The organism is Pseudomonas sp. 91RF (assembly GCF_003576265.1).
In the GTDB taxonomy this organism is placed as follows: domain Bacteria; phylum Pseudomonadota; class Gammaproteobacteria; order Pseudomonadales; family Pseudomonadaceae; genus Aquipseudomonas; species Aquipseudomonas kribbensis.
The window spans coordinates 171,632-190,488 of sequence record NZ_QWFC01000013.1 but is presented as its reverse complement, the minus strand read 5'-3'; the positions used below and the strand labels follow the sequence as shown (position 1 = coordinate 190,488).

General features: G+C 60.9%; 17 protein-coding genes. 8 read left to right on the top strand and 9 right to left on the bottom strand.

Features of this window, described 5'->3' with window-relative positions; translation table 11 throughout:
• Together DXT77_RS03360 and DXT77_RS03355 are read right to left on the bottom strand one after the other, a co-directional pair.
• Positions 1–936, bottom strand: a 936-nt coding sequence (locus tag DXT77_RS03360; protein ID WP_119426631.1) for an alpha/beta hydrolase, incomplete at its 3' end; no start/stop codon positions are given.
• Positions 937–946: 10 nt separating this feature from the next.
• Positions 947–1,390, bottom strand: coding sequence for a TspO/MBR family protein (locus DXT77_RS03355; RefSeq protein WP_119426627.1), 444 nt, complete (start codon positions 1,388–1,390; stop codon positions 947–949).
• Positions 1,391–1,579: 189 nt separating this feature from the next.
• Here DXT77_RS03355 and DXT77_RS03350 point away from each other — a divergent pair, with 189 nt between their 5' ends.
• The gene (locus tag DXT77_RS03350) at positions 1,580–2,413 is read left to right on the top strand and encodes an oxidoreductase (RefSeq protein ID WP_119426626.1); all 834 of its coding nucleotides are present in this window, start codon (positions 1,580–1,582) and stop codon (positions 2,411–2,413) included.
• Between the two features lie 21 nt (positions 2,414–2,434).
• Positions 2,435–3,373, top strand: a complete 939-nt coding sequence (locus tag DXT77_RS03345; protein WP_119426625.1) for an AraC family transcriptional regulator — start codon at positions 2,435–2,437, stop codon at positions 3,371–3,373.
• Here DXT77_RS03345 and DXT77_RS03340 read toward each other — a convergent pair.
• Genes DXT77_RS03340 through DXT77_RS03330 form a run of 3 tightly spaced genes read right to left on the bottom strand, consistent with a single transcriptional unit; the run spans position 3,370 to position 6,706 of the window.
• A complete protein-coding gene (locus tag DXT77_RS03340; RefSeq protein WP_119426624.1) occupies positions 3,370–5,379 on the bottom strand; it encodes an FUSC family protein in 2,010 nt (669 codons plus the stop codon). The genes DXT77_RS03345 and DXT77_RS03340 overlap by 4 nt on opposite strands.
• Positions 5,376–6,428, bottom strand: coding sequence for a multidrug transporter subunit MdtN (mdtN, locus tag DXT77_RS03335; protein ID WP_119426623.1), 1,053 nt, complete (start codon positions 6,426–6,428; stop codon positions 5,376–5,378). Before mdtN ends, DXT77_RS03340 begins: the two co-directional genes overlap by 4 nt.
• An 8-nt stretch (positions 6,429–6,436) precedes the next feature.
• Positions 6,437–6,706: a YtcA family lipoprotein gene (locus tag DXT77_RS03330; RefSeq protein ID WP_119426622.1), complete on the bottom strand. Its 270-nt coding sequence runs from the start codon at positions 6,704–6,706 to the stop codon at positions 6,437–6,439.
• A 248-nt stretch (positions 6,707–6,954) separates the two neighbouring features.
• Between DXT77_RS03330 and DXT77_RS03325 the strand changes: the two genes are divergently transcribed.
• Positions 6,955–8,211 (top strand): CdaR family transcriptional regulator, encoded by a 1,257-nt coding sequence (locus DXT77_RS03325; RefSeq protein ID WP_119426621.1) that lies wholly within the window; start codon positions 6,955–6,957, stop codon positions 8,209–8,211.
• A 4-nt stretch (positions 8,212–8,215) separates the two neighbouring features.
• On the opposite strand, the gene DXT77_RS03320 is transcribed toward DXT77_RS03325, so the two are convergent.
• Complete coding sequence (locus tag DXT77_RS03320; RefSeq protein WP_119426620.1) at positions 8,216–8,800, bottom strand: TetR/AcrR family transcriptional regulator; 585 nt, start codon at positions 8,798–8,800, stop codon at positions 8,216–8,218.
• A gap of 211 nt (positions 8,801–9,011) precedes the next feature.
• Between DXT77_RS03320 and DXT77_RS03315 the strand changes: the two genes are divergently transcribed.
• Both DXT77_RS03315 and DXT77_RS03310 read left to right on the top strand, forming a co-directional pair.
• Complete coding sequence (locus DXT77_RS03315) at positions 9,012–9,689, top strand: type 1 glutamine amidotransferase domain-containing protein (protein ID WP_119426619.1); 678 nt, start codon at positions 9,012–9,014, stop codon at positions 9,687–9,689.
• Between the two features lie 107 nt (positions 9,690–9,796).
• Positions 9,797–10,918, top strand: a complete 1,122-nt coding sequence (locus tag DXT77_RS03310) for an alkene reductase (RefSeq protein WP_119426618.1) — start codon at positions 9,797–9,799, stop codon at positions 10,916–10,918.
• Positions 10,919–10,966: 48 nt separating this feature from the next.
• Here DXT77_RS03310 and DXT77_RS03305 read toward each other — a convergent pair whose 3' ends face one another.
• The 3 genes from DXT77_RS03305 to DXT77_RS03295 form a co-directional block, all read right to left on the bottom strand.
• Positions 10,967–12,502, bottom strand: coding sequence for a diguanylate cyclase (locus tag DXT77_RS03305; RefSeq protein ID WP_119426617.1), 1,536 nt, complete (start codon positions 12,500–12,502; stop codon positions 10,967–10,969).
• Positions 12,503–12,698: 196 nt separating this feature from the next.
• Entirely contained in the window at positions 12,699–14,243 is a 1,545-nt protein-coding gene (locus DXT77_RS03300; protein WP_119426616.1) for a class I SAM-dependent methyltransferase, read from the bottom strand.
• A gap of 103 nt (positions 14,244–14,346) precedes the next feature.
• Positions 14,347–15,303: a threonine dehydratase gene (locus DXT77_RS03295; protein WP_119426615.1), complete on the bottom strand. Its 957-nt coding sequence runs from the start codon at positions 15,301–15,303 to the stop codon at positions 14,347–14,349.
• Between the two features lie 95 nt (positions 15,304–15,398).
• Between DXT77_RS03295 and DXT77_RS03290 the strand changes: the two genes are divergently transcribed.
• The 3 genes from DXT77_RS03290 to yghU all read left to right on the top strand — a co-directional run bounded on the left by DXT77_RS03290 (position 15,399) and on the right by yghU (position 18,855).
• Entirely contained in the window at positions 15,399–16,244 is an 846-nt protein-coding gene (locus DXT77_RS03290) for a helix-turn-helix transcriptional regulator (RefSeq protein WP_119426614.1), read from the top strand.
• A gap of 142 nt (positions 16,245–16,386) precedes the next feature.
• The gene (gene proP, locus DXT77_RS03285; protein ID WP_085708563.1) at positions 16,387–17,886 is read left to right on the top strand and encodes a glycine betaine/L-proline transporter ProP; all 1,500 of its coding nucleotides are present in this window, start codon (positions 16,387–16,389) and stop codon (positions 17,884–17,886) included.
• Between the two features lie 129 nt (positions 17,887–18,015).
• Positions 18,016–18,855 carry a glutathione-dependent disulfide-bond oxidoreductase gene (yghU, locus tag DXT77_RS03280; protein ID WP_119426613.1) on the top strand — a complete coding sequence of 280 codons (840 nt, stop codon included), beginning with the start codon at positions 18,016–18,018 and terminating at the stop codon, positions 18,853–18,855.
• Positions 18,856–18,857 lie beyond the last annotated feature (2 nt).

The following is an 18,857-nucleotide window of genomic DNA, read 5'->3' as shown; positions in this document are numbered from 1 at the left end:
AGATGTGTATAAGAGACAGCTCCCCGCCAACCCCAGCGGAAAATGAATCACCCCATGCGCCGTTTCCGGCAACAAATGCACCTCCACCTCCGCCGCCCGACCCCAACGATCAGCCAGTTCCAGCGAGTCATCCCTCAGCGGATCCAGCTCCGCCGCAAACATCAACGCCGGCGGAAACCCGGTGAAGTCTCCATACAACGGAGACAACGGCGCCCGCCGGCGTTGTTCATCGCTCAATCCCGGCGTGAGCATTTGCAGCGCTTCAACCATCCCCGGCCCATCCAGCAGCAAGGTATCGGGCCCGGCGTTGCGTACGCTGGGGGTTCCGGTCAGGTCGTAGACGCCGTAGTACAGCAGCGCTCCGCTCACCCGTTTGAGCAAGTCCGGCCATTGTTTGAGTTGCAGCAGGGTCGCGGCGGCGAGGTGGCCGCCGGCGGACTCGCCCACGACGATGACGGGCAGGTTGGCAAACTCGTGGCAGTCATCGCTCAGTAGCCAGCGGGCCGCCGTGAGGCAGTCTTGCATGACGCCTTCGATCGGTGTCGAGACCATCAGCCGGTAATCAACCGAGACCACGGCCACGTCGCAGGCTTTCACCATGCCGATGTTGAGGTGATCGTTCATTTGCGCGTTGCCGATGACCCAGCCGCCGCCATGAAAATCCAGCACCACGCCTTTGGCCTTTGTCTTGGGTCGGATGATCCGCACCGGCACTGATGCGCCGTCGACGCCCACCACTTTGCGTTCGGCCTCGAGCCCGTGCTTGAGCAACTTTTTCGCGCCGCCCAATTGGCTGAGGCGCAGCAGCATCTGAATCACTCGCGGCGTGATGCGATTGCGGATGCGAAAGCGCGGCAGCCGGGCGAGTTTCTTGTTGAACGCGCGTAGTTGCGCCAGCTCGTTTTCGTCGGCGGGCCAGTCCATTGATGTTTTCATTTCGTCCTTTTTATTCGCGGTTGTTGCGCAGGATGGAGAAATTCAACGCTGCCGCGACACACAGCCATGCCAGGTAAGGGAACAGGATCAAACCGGTGATCACGTCCAGGCGCAAGGCCAACACCACCATCGCGGCGACCACCAGCCACAGCAGCGTGATGATCAGCATGCCGGCGAAGAGTCGATGGGCGCCGAAGAATACCGGCGTCCACAAGGTGTTCAATGCAATTTGCGCTGCCCACAAGGCAAGGACTGTTTCGCTGCCGGGCGTCAGGGTCAGGCGATAACCGACCCACGCGAGCAACAGGTAGATCGTTGTCCAGGCAACGGGAAACACCCAGTTGGGCGGTGTGAAGCGCGGTTTGACCAGCGATTGGTACCATGGGCCCGGCTGGAAAATCATCCCGGTGCTCGCTGCCGCACCGCAGGCCAACAGGAAAATTAGAAAGGTCATCGTCTGTCCTTGGCTGATATCAGCGCGTTGGGTCTGTTCCTGCTTGGATGCCCGGAGCCATGCAAAAAGTTCATCGGCCGTTGTCTCGCCTCGCTGATAGGAATAGGCAATGCTCAAAGACAAACCGACATAGGTGGGCGTTTCTTCGATGGATACCACGAGCTGAAACCCCAATCACCGGAGCCCGTCATGACCACCACCAAGACCCTTTTCATTACCGGCGTCAGCAGCGGCTTCGGCCATGCGCTGGCCAGGGAAGCACTCGCGGCCGGCCATCGCGTCATCGGGACCGTGCGCAAGGAAGCCGACTTGCACGCCTTTCAGTCGCTCTCCTTGGATAACGCCTATGGGGTGATGCTGGATGTCACGGACTTCGACCGGATCGACGGCGTCATCGCGGATGTTGAAGCGACTCATGGCCCGGTCGATGTGTTGATCAACAACGCCGGTTACGGTCACGAAGGCATTTTCGAAGAGTCGCCGCTGGAAGACATGCGTCGTCAGTTCGACGTGAACGTGTTCGGCGCGGTCGCCGTGATCAAGGCATTTCTGCCCTTCTTTCGCCAGCGGCGTGCCGGCCACATCATCAATATCACCTCGATGGGCGGCACGATCACGATGCCGGGCATCGCGTACTACTGCGGCAGCAAGTTTGCGCTCGAAGGCATCTCCGATACGCTGAGCAAGGAACTGGCGCCCTTCAATATCTTCGTGACCGCCGTCGCGCCAGGCTCATTTCGTACCGACTGGGCCGGTCGCTCGATGCATCGCACCCCGCGCAGCATTGCCGACTACGACGCCAGTTTCGATCCGGTGCGCAAGGCGCGCGAAGACAAGAGCGGCAAGCAGCTCGGCGACCCGCAAAAAGCCGCCCGGGCGATGTTGCAGATCATCGCCAGCCCGACACCACCGGCGCACCTGCTCCTGGGCAGTGACGCGTTGCGCCTGGTGCGTGAAAAGCTCGAACACGCTGCCAGCGAGATCGATCAGTGGGAAACGCTGACTCGCTCCACCGACCATTGAGTGGCCAATAGAGAGAACGCAATGAAGCAGGCCCACGCAGGCACCTCGCGCATGGTGCAGCTCATGGAAACCCTCGCACCGGTTGAGGGTTACAACCTCAGTGCGCTTGAAGGGGTGCGTTTCCTGCGCTCGAACCGGCCACTGACCCGCACACCGGTGCTGTACGACCCGGGCATCGTGATCCTCTGTCAGGGGCAGAAACGCGGTTATCTGGGCGATGACGTCTATGTTTACGACGCCCAGCATTATCTGGTGGTGTCCGTGCCGATCCCCTTCACCATGGAAACCGATGCCACCGAGGCCGAGCCGATGCTCGCGATCTACATGCACCTCGATTTTCAATTGGCCAGCGAGTTGATGCAGCAAGTGGATGACCTTCATGGCCCAAACGACGCGCAGCCCAAGGGCATGTACGCTTCGCCGATGGACGACAAGCTCCGCGCTTCGACGTTGCGTTTTCTCGAAGCGATGAGCATTCCGGGGGACGCGCAGATACTGGGGCCATCGCTGCTGCGGGAAATCTACTACCGCATTCTGACGGGCGAACAAGGCGGATCGATGCGTGCCGCGCTTAATCGACAAGGGCATTTCGGCAAGGTGACTCGGGCGATCCGCAAAATCCACAGCTGCTATCAGGAGCGCCTCGACGTCGAGCAACTCGCCCACGAAGCCAGCATGAGCGTGCCGAATTTTCACCTGCACTTTCGCGGCGTGACGGACACCTCACCCATGCAATATCTGAAGTCGACACGTCTGCATCAGGCGCGGCTGTTGATGCTGCGCAACGCCATGACCGCTTCGGCAGCGGCGTTCAACGTGGGTTATGAAAGCGCCTCGCAATTCAGTCGTGAGTTCAAACGCTTCTTTGGCAGGACGCCGCAGGCGGAGATCGAATGGATGAAGGCGACGTACGCCTTGCCTGCGCCGACTACGCCCTCGGAGTATGTTTCGTCGCATTAACTGGCGGGCAGGTTTTCCACGCTTGCCAGCAACTGAAGAAAACGCGCTTTTAGTTCATCGTCCGCCAGCCTTGCGCTGGCGTATTCCCGCAAGCGTCCCAGCTCTCCGCTCGCGACCGCAAAGCCCTGCTGACCTTTCAGTTGCTGCGCGTAGTCAACCAGCACGGCAGCCGTTTCGTTGCACAGTTCAAGGGATGCCAGCCAGGCCTCGCCTTGGGACTGACCGTGAGCCAGCTCCACTTGTAATGCATCGATTGCCATGGCGATGGTGCGAAGCCGCACCAGCAATTCCTGCATACGAAAAACCAGCACTTCCTGATGACTCTCGGCGACCTGCCAGCCAGGTTCCAGCGCCACCCTGGCCAACATCGCCTGGCTGTCGGCCAACTCATTCCATACCCGCAAATCACGGGGCGCCTCGTCAGCTGTTCGTCGGGTTTTCAACGAGTCTGCCAGTCGGTCCATCAGCTTCGCCAATCGCTGACGCAACGCTTCACCCTCTGCCTCGGGCCACAGAAAGGCGTGAATCAACAGGGATATCCCGACACCCAACAGCACACCGATCACGCGATCACGAATCTCCGTCAGGTTGGTGCTGGGCTCGAATTGCTCCAGCAACGCCAACGCGAAAGTAAACACGATCTGCACGCCGGCGTAGCTGATTCGCTCGGAGCCGGCGGCGATCCAGGAACCCAGCGCAATCACCGGCAATGACATGAACAACAGGCCGACGATCCCGTCGATGTGCGGAACCACCAGAATCACCATCGCCAATGCCAAAGCACTGCCCACCAGCGCGCCACCGACACGTAACGTCGCGCGCATCCCGGTGGCGCCGAGGCTGGGCTGAGCGACGATCAGGCAGGTCAGCATGATGGTGTGGATGCCTTGCCAGTCCGTGCCCATGTAGAACAGGTAACACAGCGACGCGGCCAGCAGCGTCTTGACGGCAAACTGCGAGTACACCGGATTTTCAAAGGCATCCGGCACCCACATCGGGGCGCTCTTCGGCTTGGTTTCCGGGGTGCTGTCAGCCGCCTGCACATTTAAAAAAGACAGCAACTCCAGGCGCATTTCCTCGTACACGCCGGGCAGGCCGGTCGTATCGATCTGATCAAGTGCAGACAATCCCTCAGGCACTTGACCCGTTTCCAGAGAAGCCTCCAGATCAAGCACGGCCTGACGCAACAACTCGGTGGCCCGGGCATTCGCTGTGGGCGGCGGCAGGTGAGCCGCCAGCGTCAGCAGTCGGGAAATACTGCTGATGCGCGCCAGGTGAGCAGCCTGTTGACTTCGATAATCGGGGTCGCGCATGCAGGCGAATCGCAACAGTTGTTGCGACGCCAATACGCTGCGCTGAATCGCGGCGGCACCCAACGCCGCCCCGCTCTGCTCGCCGCTCAGACACCGGGCAACCGTGAGCAACTGGGAGCGCAAATGATTCTGCAATTGCCTGACAGGCTCCGCCGGCAACAGCAACGTGTTGACCAACAGCGTCAGGCCGATGGCGTAACTGACCGCCACCCACACCCAGAGCACCAGACGCAAAACCGCCTCGGCCTGATCGGTCAGGTCGACGAAGGTCTGGGCATAGATCACCACAATGCCGACCACGAAAAACACCACGCCGATCCGGGTCACTCGGATCAGATACGCACTGCAGAAAAACAGCACGCTGGCGCCGAGAATTCTCAGGAGCGGGTATCCGTAGGTGAATTTCAGAAGCAGGATGGTCAAGCCGATGGCCAGTGTCGCGCCGACCAGGAACAGCATCCCGACCATGCGGGTCAGCACCACGTTGGTCTGCGTCACGTAGAAAACCACGATCAGCGAAAGCGCCAGCAACGGCACCTGCAAGGTCATCGAAATGATGATCACCAGCGCACTGCCCAGCAGCGTGCGCAGCAACAGGTTCATACGACCGGGATAGGGTTGAAGTTCATCGACCAGAAACCGGTACAGGCGCTCCAGACCGCCCCGGTTCCAGTCTTCCGCCGAGTGTTTCATTGACCGGTTTTGGCCGGTTCGTCAGGGCGCAGCACCGCAACGGCCGAGGCGCCGATGCGGAACAGCTCCGGGTCGGGATCCTGCACAGAGATCTTCACCGGAAACCGTTGCGAAACCCGGACCCAATTGATAGTGCGCTGTACACGCGGCAGGCCTTCGATCACGGTTCCGCCGTCATCCGGCAGCACACCGAAACTGAGCGAATCGACCCGCCCCTGAAACCGCTTGCCGGTGTCGCCCAACAGATAAAGCGTCGCGGACGTGCCCGCCTTGATGCCTTTCAGATCGGTCTCGCGAAAGTTCGCCACCACGTACCAATGGCGCGTATCGATCAGTGTGAAGATCGGTTTGTAGGCCGAGGCGAACTGGCCGACGGTGGTGCGCAGGGAGGCGATTCGCCCGTCGAAAGGTGCGCGCACTTCGGTGAATTCCAGGCTCAGTTCGGCCAGGGAAATCTGCGCCTCGACCTCGGCCCGTTGCGCTACCAGCGCGTCCACGCCACTGACGGCAGCCCCGGCCCGTTGCGCTTGCAATCTGGAAGCATTGAGTTCAGCGGCCGTCGAACGCTGGGCCGTTCGCGCCTGATCCACCGCTTCCACGGACACGTAGCCCTTGGCGAGCAACTTCTCCAGCCGTTGAAGGGTGTCGTTGGACTGCGTGGCCTGCGCCCTCGCCCGCTCGACCGAAGCCACCGCCGATGCGGCCTCGTATTGCTGGGCGTTCACGCTGCGTTGAGTCAAACCGATTTGATGATTGAGGGTCACCAGCCGCGCCCTGGCCTGATCCAGCGCGTCCTGATAGGGACGCGCGTCGATGCGGATCAACAGATCGCCCTGCTTGACCAACTGATTATCGCGCACCGGCATTTCGACGATCCGGCCGTTCACTTCCGGAACGACATCGATGGTGTCGGCGTACACGTAGGCATCATCGGTGCTCGGCCGGGTTTCGGTTTGCCAGAGCACATAACCCAGCAGCAGAAATGCCGCCAGAACGATCAGCAGCGCCGGCACACGGCTTGAATGCGGTTTTGCGTCGGGTTTATTCATGGCGGCACTCATCCGTGAAAGACGACGAGCCACAACAGCATCGCCAGGAGTCCGGTCAACGCCGGGTAACTCAGTGCCAGAGGAGAAATGCGTTCGCGCAGCGAATATCTGCCCAGTATCACGTGAATCACCGTGGCCGCCACAACGCCGCCGACAATGCAGAACAGCCAGTCGGGAAAAGCCGCACCGAACAGTACAAGCGAGGGGGACGTGGAGCATCCACTGAGCAGGAGAACGACAGGGATCAGTGCCAGCCTGACGGAATCGAATGAAGGCATGTCTACCTCCGCAAGTGACGACTGACGCAAACCGGAACCTCTGGGCAAGGAATTGACCTGCGCACCTTACCGATCCAGCCACTACCCCGATATTGGAAAAAAACATAACTTCGTTGTGACAGTAAACAACCGCAAAATCGGGCGGAAAGCGTTGTTGAACTGGCCTGGAGAACGTAAGAACATGGAGCGCGCACAGACACTCGCCGGCGAGTGAAACCGACATTTCCAGGCGCAAAAAGGTGAACGCAATGACGCCCATTCCCACCCTCAGCGCTCGACTTGCAACGATCACCCGCGAGTTTGCGAACACCCCTTCCCTGCTCACCGCGAAGATCAACCGCCAGCTCAACGGGATGGCAGGCTACAAGGACCTCACACCTGAAGCCCGCAAGGATCTGGAAAACTCCCTGAGCTACACCGCGCGCCTGTGGTGCGAAACGCTGCTGACCGGCGAGGGCTTGTCGCAGGACACGCGCCGGACGCTGAAGGAGATCGGTTGCCGGCGCGTCCATCAGGGTGTGCCCCTGCAATCGCTGATGCGCGGGTTCAGTCTGGGGGTACGTGAGATCTGGAGCGGCTACCTGGAACTTGCCAGAGACGACGATGCGTTGAGCAAAGAGTTGTTGTTGCAGATTTCCGGCTACATGTTCGACTTCTTCGACGACATTGCCGAAGAAGTGGTTCAGGCCTATCTGGAAGAGCAGATTCAGAAAGTCCGCTGGAGGGAACATCTGCACCAGCGCCTTTACCACTTCCTGCTGCATTCACCGCACGATATCGAGGGATTCGAAGACACCCTGTCGGCACTCGGCCTGGACGCCAGCACGCCCCGCGTGGCGCTCGCGCTGGAACTGCCCTTGCGCCCGGTCCAGCCGTTGCAGCGCGAGGACGAATTCGACCGCATGACCCTGCAGGTTGCCCGGCACCTGAAGATTCCCGTCAAGGAACTGATCCGCGTCTGGTACCGCGACAGACTGGTGATCTGGCTGCCGGGCATCAAAGGCGAAACCCTCACGCAATGCGATCAGCGCATGAGCGACAGCGCCGCGTCACTGCCGACGTTACTGCCGTCGTTGCGTGCTATCGGCATCGGTCTGCTGAATCAGGGAATCGCCGGCTGGATCGGCACGGCGGAAGAAGCGATCAAGGCCATCGACCTGTTCCCTTTCGACGGGGCCGAAGCACGTGTCAGACGCTACTCCAGCGTGCTGATCGAAGACAGCGTGCGCAGCCACGACAACACCCTCAGGTACCTGATGTCGCTCATCGAGCAACTCAGCCACGAACCCGACCTGCTGCTGACGCTGGAAACGTTTTTCTCAAGCGGCCGTCACCGCGCCCAGACCGCCAAGACCCTCGGCATTCACCCCAACACCCTCAATTACCGGACCGGACGCATCGAGAATCTGTTGGGCGCGGATCTGAATGACATCAACTGGGTGAGCCGCCTCGATACGGCCCTGAAACTGCGTCGACATTCGATCAGCAAGGGACAGGAGCGCTGAAAATTCAGACGTCCAAGAGTCGCCTGGTGGTCGCCATCGCCGTGTCCAGCGACTGCCCGGTCCGTTGCAACTTGTTCAACAGACTCGCACCCAGCCACAACTGATACAGGGTTTCCGCCAGTTGCCGGGCATCGCCATCGGGCAGGCATTGATCGGCCTGGCCCTGCTCGATGCAAGTGGTGATGCGAGCCACCACGCGCTCGGCGCCATCGCGCAAAGTCAGGCGCATGGCTTCGGACAGATCGGCCACCTCGGCACTGAGCTTCACCACCAGGCACTCGTCACCATGCCCCTCCAGCGTGCAGCGATCCTGCCAGCCCTGCCAGTAATCCATCAGTCGCTCGCGGGCATTCAGGTCGGGCAGCGTCAGGCGCCGCTCCATGTCTGCCAGATAACAGACGAAGTAATCCTCAAGCAGCGCCTGGCCGTACAGCTCCTTGGATTTGAAGTAGTGATAGAACGAGCCTTTGGGCACGCCGGCGGTTTGCAGGATCTCGTTCAGGCCGACACTGGTGAAGCCTTTCTCGGCCATCATCCGGTGGCCGGTGTCGAGCAGGTGTTGGCGGGTGTCGTCGTAGGTCGGTTTCATCGGGGCGCAGATTACCAGGCAATAGACCAGTCGTTTAACTCGAAGGAACGGGAGTTTGCCACACCGGTCCATGAAAAACATGCGGATAAAAAATTACTAGACGACTGGTCTAATTGGAATCTATGCTGCGCCCCGACAAACCTTTCCCCCGGTGTCGATCGTGTGCGAATCCCTCGCACAGCCACGACACCCGACCCACCCAAGGTGCTCTATGAAAATCTTGATGGTTCTGACTTCCCACGATCAGCTCGGCAACACCGGCAAGAAAACCGGTTTCTGGCTCGAAGAGTTCGCTGCGCCCTACTACGCCTTCAAGGACTCCGGCGCCGATATCACGCTGGTCTCGCCCGCCGGCGGCCAGCCACCGCTTGATCCGAAAAGCGACGAACCCGACGCCCAGACCGCTGAAACCGACCGCTTCCGCAAGGATTCGGCGGCGCAACAAGCGCTGGCGAACACCGGGCGCCTGGCCGATGTCAGCGCCGAGGATTTCGATGCCGTGTTTTATCCAGGTGGCCACGGCCCGCTCTGGGATCTGGCCGAAGACAAGCATTCGATTGCCCTGATCGAAGCCTTCGCTCGCAGCAACAAGCCTCATGGTTTCGTTTGCCACGCCCCGGGTGTGCTGCGTCATGTACTCGGCGCTGACGGCAAAGCCTTGGTCAAGGATCGTGAAGTCACTGGTTTCACCAATTCCGAAGAAGCGGCGGTCGGTCTGACGGAGGTGGTGCCGTTCCTGGTCGAAGACGAGTTCCAGCGCCTCGGTGCCCGTTATTCCAAAGTCGCCGACTGGCAGGTGCACGTGGTGACTGACGGGAAACTGGTCACCGGCCAGAACCCTGCCAGCTCCGCCGCTGTCGCCGAGAAACTGTTGAAGCTGCTCGGCTGACTTTTTCAGCCGTCATCCACCCGGACGCCGTGCGCGTGTTGCACGGCGTCTTTTTTTCGCCTGACCACTAGTCGACTGGTCTAATAAACACCAATCAAGGTACATCCATGAATCACAGCAGTTTCTTCAAGCCCGGCACTTTGGGTCGCCACACCCTGAAAAACCGCATCGTGCTGCCGCCCCTCACCCGCCAGCGCAGCACGCAACCGGGCAATATCGCCAACGCGTTGATGGCCGAGTATTACCAGCAGCGCGCCGGCGCCGGTCTGCTGGTGACGGAAGGTACGCAGATCGAGCCGCGCGGCCAGGGTTATGCGTGGACGCCGGGCATTCATACCCCGGAACAGATCGCCGGATGGCGCAAGGTCACCGAGGCCGTCCATGCCCGGGACGGCGTGATCTTCGCCCAGCTCTGGCATGTGGGGCGCGTGTCCCATACGGCTCTGCAACCTGACGGTGCCGCGCCGGTTTCGGCCTCTGCGGTGGCCACTGACCGGGTCAGCGTGTTCATCGAAACCGCGCCCGGCGCCGGCGCCCTGGTACCGCCGTCCGCCCCGCGTGCCCTGACCACCGATGAAGTGCAGGAACTGGTTCAGCTGTACATCCAGGCCGCGCGCAATGCCATGGAAGCAGGTTTCGACGGGATCGAACTGCACTGCGCCAATGGTTATCTGGTGAACCAGTTCATCTCGGCCCACAGCAATCTGCGCACTGACCAGTACGGCGGCTCGCTGCACAATCGCCTGCGCTTTTTACGTGAAGTGGTGGCCGGTGTTGCCGAGTGCATCGGTCGTGAAAAAGTCGGTGTGCGTTTCGCCCCGCTGTTCACTACCACCGACGAGGCGCGTACCTACCTGGGCATGGTCGAGGAAGATCCGCACACCACTTACATCGAAGCGATCAAGGTGCTTCAGGACGTGGGCATCGCTTATCTGTCCATCGCCGAAGCCGACTGGGACGATGCCCCGGCGATGCCAATCACGTTCCGTCAGGCAGCGCGCGACACCTTCAGCGGCGCGATCATTTACGCCGGGCGTTACACCGCAGCATCAGGTGCGCGTTTGCTCGATTCCGGGCTGGCGGATTTCGTGGCTTTCGGTCGCCCGTTCATGGCCAATCCGGACCTGCCTGCGCGCATCGCCAATGACTGGCCGCTGAATTCACTGAATCCGGCCACGGTCTACGGTGGCAATGCCGAAGGGTATGTGGACTACCCCGAGTACACGTGATGACTGCCGATTATCGGTAAGGCGCAACGCCCGCCCGTTCAGCACTGCTCACACTGGCAGTGCTGAACAGGAACTGTCGCCGGGAGCTTTCCTTGCCATGCGGTTTCGCCCTGTGGTCTTCGCTTGGTACAGCGCCTGATCTGCCGTCTCGATCAGCACTTGCACCACAGCCAGTTGCGGCCCCGCCGCCGCAGTGACGCCGATACTGACCGTCACCCGACCGAACGGGCTCGCCGGATGAGCAATGTGCTCTTGCGTCAGTCGCTCCAGAATCAGTTGCGCCACGACCGCCGCCCCCTCGCCATCGGTGTCGGGCATGATGATCGCCACCTCTTCCCCGCCATAGCGCGCCACCAGATCCGACGGTCGCCGCACACAGGCCTCAAGCACTTTCCCCACTCGTTGCAGGCAGGCGTCGCCGGCAACATGTCCCTGGGAATCGTTGAACAGCTTGAAGTAGTCGATATCGATCATCAGCAAGGCCAGCGAGGTCCCGTCCCGCTGAGCCCGGCGCGCTTCCATGGCCAGTGTTTCATCGAAACAGCGGCGATTGGCCAGGCCCGTCAGCGCATCCTTCATCGCCAACAATTCCAGCTGCCGGTTTGATCCCAGCAACTGCTGTTGAGTGAGCCGCAACTCCCCTTCCACCTGGGTCCGCCGACGTATGTCGAGAATGAGAAACCAGCCGATCACGCCAGTGAGCCCCAGCAACGATGCGACCACCACGATCGACAGCAGCGCCTCCAGTCGCCACGCCGCCAGTGCCTCGCGCTTGCCGAGCGCGACCGTGGTGATCAGCGGCAGCTTTTCACTCTTGCGAAATGCGTAGAGCCGCTCCACGCCGTCGAGACTGGACGTGAAGGAAGCGGTGCCCACCGATTGGTCCACCAGGTACTTCGCATAAATGGGCGACTTGGAGAAATTGCGCCCCATGTCCTGTTCGCGAAAGGGATATCGCACCAGCAGCGTACCGTCGGTATAGGACAGACCGATGGCGCCTTCTTGCCCCACATCGAGCTTGCCGAACAGTCGCAGGAAGTTTTCGACCCCCAGGGTGACCGCCACCACGCCGGCGAACTCTCCGCGCGCGTCATTGAAGCGGCGGCTGACGGTAATCACCCACTCCTGATTCGAGCGGCTACGGATGGGCGGGCCGATGAAGGGCTCGCGGGAAGGATCGTCACGGTGATGGATGAAATAGTCCCGGTCACTGCTGTTGACCCCGGCCGGAATCGGTCGGTTGGAGGACATCAGCCAGTGGCCGCGATTATCGTAAACGGTGATGCCGCTGAGTTGCGGCATCAGTGGCTGCTGACGGTTGACCAGCGCATTCAACCGTTCGATCTGCGCGGGGCCGCTGCCCTCGGTTTCCAGACGCTCGACGAGCCCGAGCAAGAGCAGCGAGCTCTGCCGGACGATGCCTTCGGAATAGGTCGCCAGCGCCTGGGTCAGGTTCAACCCGTGGACGTTCACCTCGTCCAGCGCCCGCTCCCGGGAGCCCAGCACCTTCCAGATGGTCAGCGACGCCAGGGAGCAGCCGATCACCAACAGCAACAGCATCACGAGGTGGGTATCACGTTTCACATCAGTACCTTTTGGAAAGTCCGTTTTCCGTCACGGCCGTTGTCGGACCGGGGCCACAACAACGACCGTATGTCCCGGGCCGCGCAGGATACAAGCAGTCCATCGAAGGCGCAGCAACGGCGTGTCGGGCCCTCGATGAAGTGTTCGCTGATCGGACGGTTCGATAAAAAACCGGGCTCCAAAAGACTTCTTGTCGCTAGACGATTTTCAAGGCCTTGAGAATGACCAGCGACTGCTCGGCAAACGCCTCGGCCTGCTCGGTCAGTTCGGCAATGTTTTCTTCAGCGGTGGTCAGCGCTTTGCCGTTTTTCAGCAGACCTTCACCCTGGCCACCAATGATGCCCCACGCCAGCAATGCCCAGTCGGCCGGACGGGTCTTGCCTTGTTTGATCGATATCAGGAACAACTGCTGGAAGCGGCTGACCGTTACGCCACCACCGGTGACCGGACTGGCCAGCACCTGGATCTTGTGATCGAACAGCGAGCGTCTGCACAGTTGCAGATTGAGGGTGTTGCAGCGCGCCTGTGCCAGCTTCTCTGCCGCTTCGCTCTGGCACGGTGCAACGGCGCCCATACCGATCAGCACGTTGATGGCCTGCTCCACATCGCCATAACCCAATGCAGGCGAGGCTTCCAGCAAGTGGCGCAAGGTCTTCGGTACGTAGGCATCATCCGCCAGCGCGTCCAGCACCGGACCATAAATATCTGCCTGCAACGTCGCGGAGCCTGCCGGGCCCGTGACGCTGCCTGCGACGCTGTCCGCCAGTTGCATCAGGACAAAGCGGGTACCGAGCATGCGCTCGCGGTGTTCACTGGCGGACAACCGGTTGGCACCTCGAACGTAGAGATCCCGACGGAAGTTCTGATTGACGAAGTAATCACGCGCCTGCTCGCGCATGACCGGATGCTCGATGCCTTCCAGAAAGTCCATGCCTTCGGCGCTCAGATTGAGCGGGTCCACCGTGTCCAGCGGCACGGCGGTGGTGGCGTAGTCGAGCTTGGCCGGGGCCAGGGCATCGACCACGTCGGTGAAGTACATGCAATTCCAGTCGCGGTTGAAGTATTCATGGGCGACGTATTGGCGATTCTGGCCCTTGATGCTCTGCAGCTTCGCGTCCAGCCCCGGCACCGAATTGGCGTAGTTGGGATTGGCCGCCAGCAGCGCTTCGGAGAACTGCAGCGCTGCGTCGATCCGCTGGTCCGGCCGGGCCGAGGCTTGCGAAGCAAAACGGTCATGCAGACTGAACAGCTGGCGTAACGGCGCCATGGGCGACCAGCCCGGGAAGCAGTTGTAGCTGATGTACACGTGACCGCCCGGCTTTAGGTGGCGACGGACAAACTCGACGATCAGCTTGTGATTGTCACGGCTGACCCAAGTCCAGATGCCGTGCAGGCTGATGCTGTCGAACTGCGGCAGATCATGGCGGGCCAGCAACTGCTCGAAGCTGTCGTCATACAGCCGCGCATCGCTGCCCCAGTCGTTCGCCAGTCCGATGGCATGGGCGGCCTGGCCCGGATGGAAATCCGTACCGACATAGGTCCCCGGATTGCCCGCCGCATGGATATTGATCGAAACGCCTTGGCCAAAACCCAGCTCGCAGTGATGGCCGTCGGTGCTCTCCAGCGTGGCGAAACCCCGCAACAACAAACAATAGCGCTGGAAAACCGGATTGATCTCGCGGCTATACCCGTAGGTGTAGCCTTCGTCCGTGAAATAACCTTCGTTCCAGGCATTGCTCATGCGTGACACCCTTTTTATATCGAAAGTGAAAGCCGATCTTATAAGGGGTAGTCGGGACCAATCACAAGCGCAAAAGCGACGTCCCGTAGCCAGCCGTCGTCTATCAGCCGATCACCCGCGCATACACCGCCCGGTCGATGTTGCCTCCGGACAGAATCACCCCCACCCTTTTGCCCTGCATCCTGTCCCGCTCCTGCATCAATGCGGCCAGCGCTGCAGCGCCCGCACCTTCGGCAAGGTTGTGGGTGTCGGTGTAATACACGCGCATGGCTTCGGCGATTTCGCTCTCGCTGACGGACACGATTCGTGCAGCGCCGGCCCCATAGACATCGAACGCCTCGGCAATCGGTTTGCGTACGGCCAGGCCATCGGCAAAGGTATTGGCGGAGGCGGTCTCGCAGATCGTTTTCGCCTCGAAGGACAGCTTGGCGGCGGCCGCTTCGGTCGAGACCACGCCCACCACCTGAGTATCCAGACCCAGCGCATCACGAGCGGCGATCACACCACAAATGCCCGAGCCACAACCGATCGGCACATAAACGGTGTGCAGATCCGGCGCCGCACTGAACAGCTCCAGCGCATAGGTCGCCACGCCCTTGACCAGTTCAGTGTGGAATGGCGGTACCAGATAGAGCCCGTGTTCCAGCGCCAGACGTGCCGCCTCTTCACGGGCCTCATCGAAATCACGTCCGTACTCGACCACTTCGCCGCCAAAGCCGCGCATGGCGTTGTTCTTCTCCAGCGAATTACCCTCCGGCACCACAATCAACGCCTTCAATCCGACGGCTCTGGCTGCCAGCGCCAGGCTTTGCCCGTGATTGCCGCGCGTCGCGGAGACAATGCCTTTGACGTCGGGATGTTCGCGGCGCAGCCAGTGCATGAAAGTGATGCCGCCGCGTACCTTGAACGCACCGGTCGGGGTGTGGTTTTCGTGCTTGACCCACACCGTGCAGCCCAGCCGCTCGGCCAGTAACGGCCAGCGGTATTGGGCAGTGGCCGGCATCACCTGGTAAACCTGACGGGCAGCCTGTTCGATGTCTTCGCGAGTGAGTGAATGCATGGGAATCTCCTTGTGCCTGGCCCCAGTCTAGGCACAGGCACATCACGTCGGCTTTCAAAAAACTGACCTGACTTTCGCCTGCACTCTTCACTACTATGGCGCTCATGAGCCATCGAAACCGCCAGCAGCCAGCCGTCGTCCCGGAACCGGTCCGTCGTATCGAGGCCGGCCCATGGGCGATCGAATTGCTGCCCGGCGCCGCTTACGCAACCCGTTATGTGGCGAGCCAGTCGGCAATCGGCTTTGCCTTCGACAGCCAGCGCGGCGTACACGCCATCGGAAGTGGCCGGGTGCGCCCCTTCGATGCCATGCCCAATGGCCTGGCGTTTGTGCCTGCTGGCTGTGACGTGATGTCCGAATCGCCCATGGGCGGTGAATACCTGCGGGTGATCCGCACCGACGGCATCGCGTTGTCGGGCGAGCACGCGTTCAACAATCGCATCGATCCGCAGGCCATTCGTCTTGCCTCGCAAATGCGCAACGCGATGCTGATGGCCTCGGTGGACGATGACTGGCAAACCTGGGCGCTCGCCTTGGCCGAGCGCACCGCAGGCAAAGACACCTTGTCGCTTCAAGGCACGATCACCGGCAACCGGATGCGCCAGCTCGACGAGTTCATCGACGCCGGTCTCGACGGCCCGCTCGGCCTTCACACCATGGCGCAACTGCTGGAATTGTCCGAAGGCTATTTCATCCGCGCCTTCAAGCAGGCCACCGGCAAAAGTCCCCACAGTTATCTGATCGACCGCCGCCTGGCCCGGGCCCGGGCACTGATGCGTGACTCGAAGGCCAGCCTGGCTGAAATCGCCCTCGCCTGCGGTTTCAATTCCCAGGCACACATGACCAGTGCATTCAAGCAGCGACTTGGCGTGAGTCCGGCGCAAATGCGCGCAGGATCGCGTCACATTCCGGCCATTGGCAAAAAACCAAATCAGTGGTGAATTTTTTCGTGTCCACTTGTATCTGATCAGGAAGAAGCCGTGCCATCACAGAGATGGCATCGGTCACGGCAAACCGCTCTGACTCAAGCCTCACCGGGCCTCGCGGTTTGCACAAAGACAGATCAGATGCAGAGTGAATCCCATGGAATCAAAGGAAAGCGTCAGCCCGATCGGACTGAAAGACATCACCATTGTCGACGACGCCAAGATGCGCAAAGCCATTACCGCCGCCGCGCTGGGCAACGCGATGGAGTGGTTCGACTTCGGCGTCTACGGCTTTGTCGCCTATGTGCTGGGCAAGGTGTTTTTCCCCGGTGCCGATCCCGGCGTACAAATGATCGCGGCACTGGCGACCTTCTCGGTGCCGTTCCTGATCCGGCCGCTGGGCGGTCTGTTCTTCGGTGCCCTGGGTGACAAGTACGGGCGACAGAAAGTGCTCGCGGCGACCATCGTGATCATGTCGCTCAGCACCTTTGCCATCGGGCTGATCCCCTCCTATGCCTCGATCGGCATCTGGGCGCCGATCCTTCTGCTGCTGGCGAAAATGGCCCAGGGCTTTTCGGTCGGGGGCGAGTACACCGGCGCTTCGATCTTCGTCGCTGAGTACGCGCCGGATCGCAAACGCGGCTTCCTCGGCAGCTGGCTGGACTTCGGCTCCATCGCCGGTTTTGTCCTCGGCGCCGGTGTGGTGGTGCTGATTTCCGCGATCATCGGCGAAGAAAAGTTTCAGGAATGGGGCTGGCGCCTGCCGTTCTTCCTGGCCCTGCCGCTGGGCATGATCGGGCTTTACCTGCGCCATGCGCTCGAAGAAACCCCCGCGTTTCAGCAGCATGTTGAAAAGCTTGAACAAGGTGACCGCGAAGGCCTGGCCGGCGGCCCGAAAGTGTCGTTCAAGGAAGTCGCCACCAAACACTGGCGCAGCCTGATGACCTGCATCGGCGTGGTAGCGGCGACCAACGTCACCTATTACATGCTGCTCACCTACATGCCGAGCTACCTCTCGCACAACTTGCACTACAGCGAAAATCGCGGGGTGCTGATCATCATCGCGATCATGGTCGGCATGCTGTTCGTGCAGCCTGCCATCGGCTTCATCAGCGACAAGATCGGCCGTCGTCCCTTCATCATCTTCGGCAGCATTGGCTTGTTCATCCTCGCCATTCCTGCGTTCATGCTGATCAACAGCGGCAAGATCGGCCTGATCTTTTCCGGCCTGCTGATACTGGCCGTGGTGCTCAACTTCTTCATTGGGGTCATGGCCTCTACGCTGCCGGCGATGTTCCCGACCCACATCCGCTACAGCGCGCTGGCCAGTGCCTTCAACGTCTCGGTGCTGATCGCCGGTGTGACGCCGACCGTCGTCGCCTGGCTGGTGGAAAGCACCCAGAACCTGTACATGCCGGCCTATTACCTGATGGTGACCGCCGTCATCGGGCTGATCACCGGTGTGACCATGAAAGAAACCGCCAACAAACCGCTGCGCGGCGCGGCCCCTGCAGCGTCCGATATCGAGGAAGCCAGGGAGCTGCTGCAGGAGCATCACGACAACATCGAACAGAAGATCGAAGACATCGACGCCGAAATCGCCGAGCTGGAAGCCAAACGCGAGCACCTCGTGCAGCAGCACCCGCGAATCGAATAACGATATAAAGAGTTGATGGGACAACAGGGTGGAATTCAAACGCCCTTCTGTGGTGTTCTGTTCGTCAGGAGCCGGCGGTTTTTTCCGCCGGCTCACGCCCATTCAGCAGCTGACGATGAGGTTCGTTTCATGAGCAAAACGCCTTACGTACCACCCAAGGTCTGGAAACACAGCGCTCCGTCCGGCGGCCAGTTCGCCAACATCAACCGCCCGATTGCCGGGCCGACTCACGAAAGGACCCTGCCCGTCGGCAAGCATCCGTTGCAGCTGTATTCACTGGCCACGCCCAACGGCGTCAAGGTCACGATCCTGCTGGAGGAGTTGCTGGCGCTCGGGCACACCGGGGCCGAATACGATGCCTGGCTGATCCGCATCGGTGAGGGCGATCAGTTTTCCAGCGGCTTTGTCGAGATCAACCCGAATTCCAAGATCCCTGCACTGCTGGATCGTGGCGTGGAGCCGGCGATCCGGGTGTTCGAATCAGGCTCGATCCTGCTTTACCTCGCCGAAAAGTTTGGCGCCTTCCTGCCCACTGACCTCGCCGGCCGCACCGAAACCCTGAACTGGCTGTTCTGGCAGATGGGCTCCGCTCCCTATCTGGGCGGCGGCTTCGGGCATTTTTATGCCTATGCGCCGGAGAAACTCGAATACCCGATCGACCGGTTCACCATGGAAGCCAAGCGTCAGCTGGATGTGCTCGACCGTCGTCTTGCCGAGAGTCCTTACCTTGCCGGCGACCGCTACACCATCGCCGATATCGCGGTCTGGCCGTGGTATGGGCAACTAGTGCGCAATAACGTGTACGGCGCGGCGGAATTCATCTCGGCGCACGAATACACCCATGTGCAACGCTGGGCCGAGGACATCGCGAAACGGCCTGCGGTCATTCGTGGGCAACGCGTCAACCGGACCTGGGGCGATGAGGCGAGCCAGGTGCCGGAGCGACATGAGGCGGCTGATCTGGACTGATC

Bases quoted from the DNA above. Each gene is read 5' to 3' on its own strand.
- DXT77_RS03340 (WP_119426624.1), bottom strand. From the start codon at position 5,379: ATGAAACACTCGGCGGAAGACTGGAACCGGGGCGGTCTGGAGCGCCTG.
- DXT77_RS03290 (WP_119426614.1), top strand. From the start codon at position 15,399: ATGGCGCTCATGAGCCATCGAAACCGCCAGCAGCCAGCCGTCGTCCCG.
- DXT77_RS03320 (WP_119426620.1), bottom strand. From the start codon at position 8,800: ATGAAACCGACCTACGACGACACCCGCCAACACCTGCTCGACACCGGC.
- DXT77_RS03300 (WP_119426616.1), bottom strand. From the start codon at position 14,243: ATGAGCAATGCCTGGAACGAAGGTTATTTCACGGACGAAGGCTACACC.
- DXT77_RS03330 (WP_119426622.1), bottom strand. From the start codon at position 6,706: ATGCCTTCATTCGATTCCGTCAGGCTGGCACTGATCCCTGTCGTTCTC.
- DXT77_RS03325 (WP_119426621.1), top strand. From the start codon at position 6,955: ATGACGCCCATTCCCACCCTCAGCGCTCGACTTGCAACGATCACCCGC.
- yghU (WP_119426613.1), top strand. From the start codon at position 18,016: ATGAGCAAAACGCCTTACGTACCACCCAAGGTCTGGAAACACAGCGCT.
- DXT77_RS03345 (WP_119426625.1), top strand. From the start codon at position 2,435: ATGAAGCAGGCCCACGCAGGCACCTCGCGCATGGTGCAGCTCATGGAA.
- DXT77_RS03355 (WP_119426627.1), bottom strand. From the start codon at position 1,390: ATGACCTTTCTAATTTTCCTGTTGGCCTGCGGTGCGGCAGCGAGCACC.
- mdtN (WP_119426623.1), bottom strand. From the start codon at position 6,428: ATGAATAAACCCGACGCAAAACCGCATTCAAGCCGTGTGCCGGCGCTG.
- DXT77_RS03350 (WP_119426626.1), top strand. From the start codon at position 1,580: ATGACCACCACCAAGACCCTTTTCATTACCGGCGTCAGCAGCGGCTTC.
- DXT77_RS03295 (WP_119426615.1), bottom strand. From the start codon at position 15,303: ATGCATTCACTCACTCGCGAAGACATCGAACAGGCTGCCCGTCAGGTT.
- DXT77_RS03310 (WP_119426618.1), top strand. From the start codon at position 9,797: ATGAATCACAGCAGTTTCTTCAAGCCCGGCACTTTGGGTCGCCACACC.
- proP (WP_085708563.1), top strand. From the start codon at position 16,387: ATGGAATCAAAGGAAAGCGTCAGCCCGATCGGACTGAAAGACATCACC.
- DXT77_RS03315 (WP_119426619.1), top strand. From the start codon at position 9,012: ATGAAAATCTTGATGGTTCTGACTTCCCACGATCAGCTCGGCAACACC.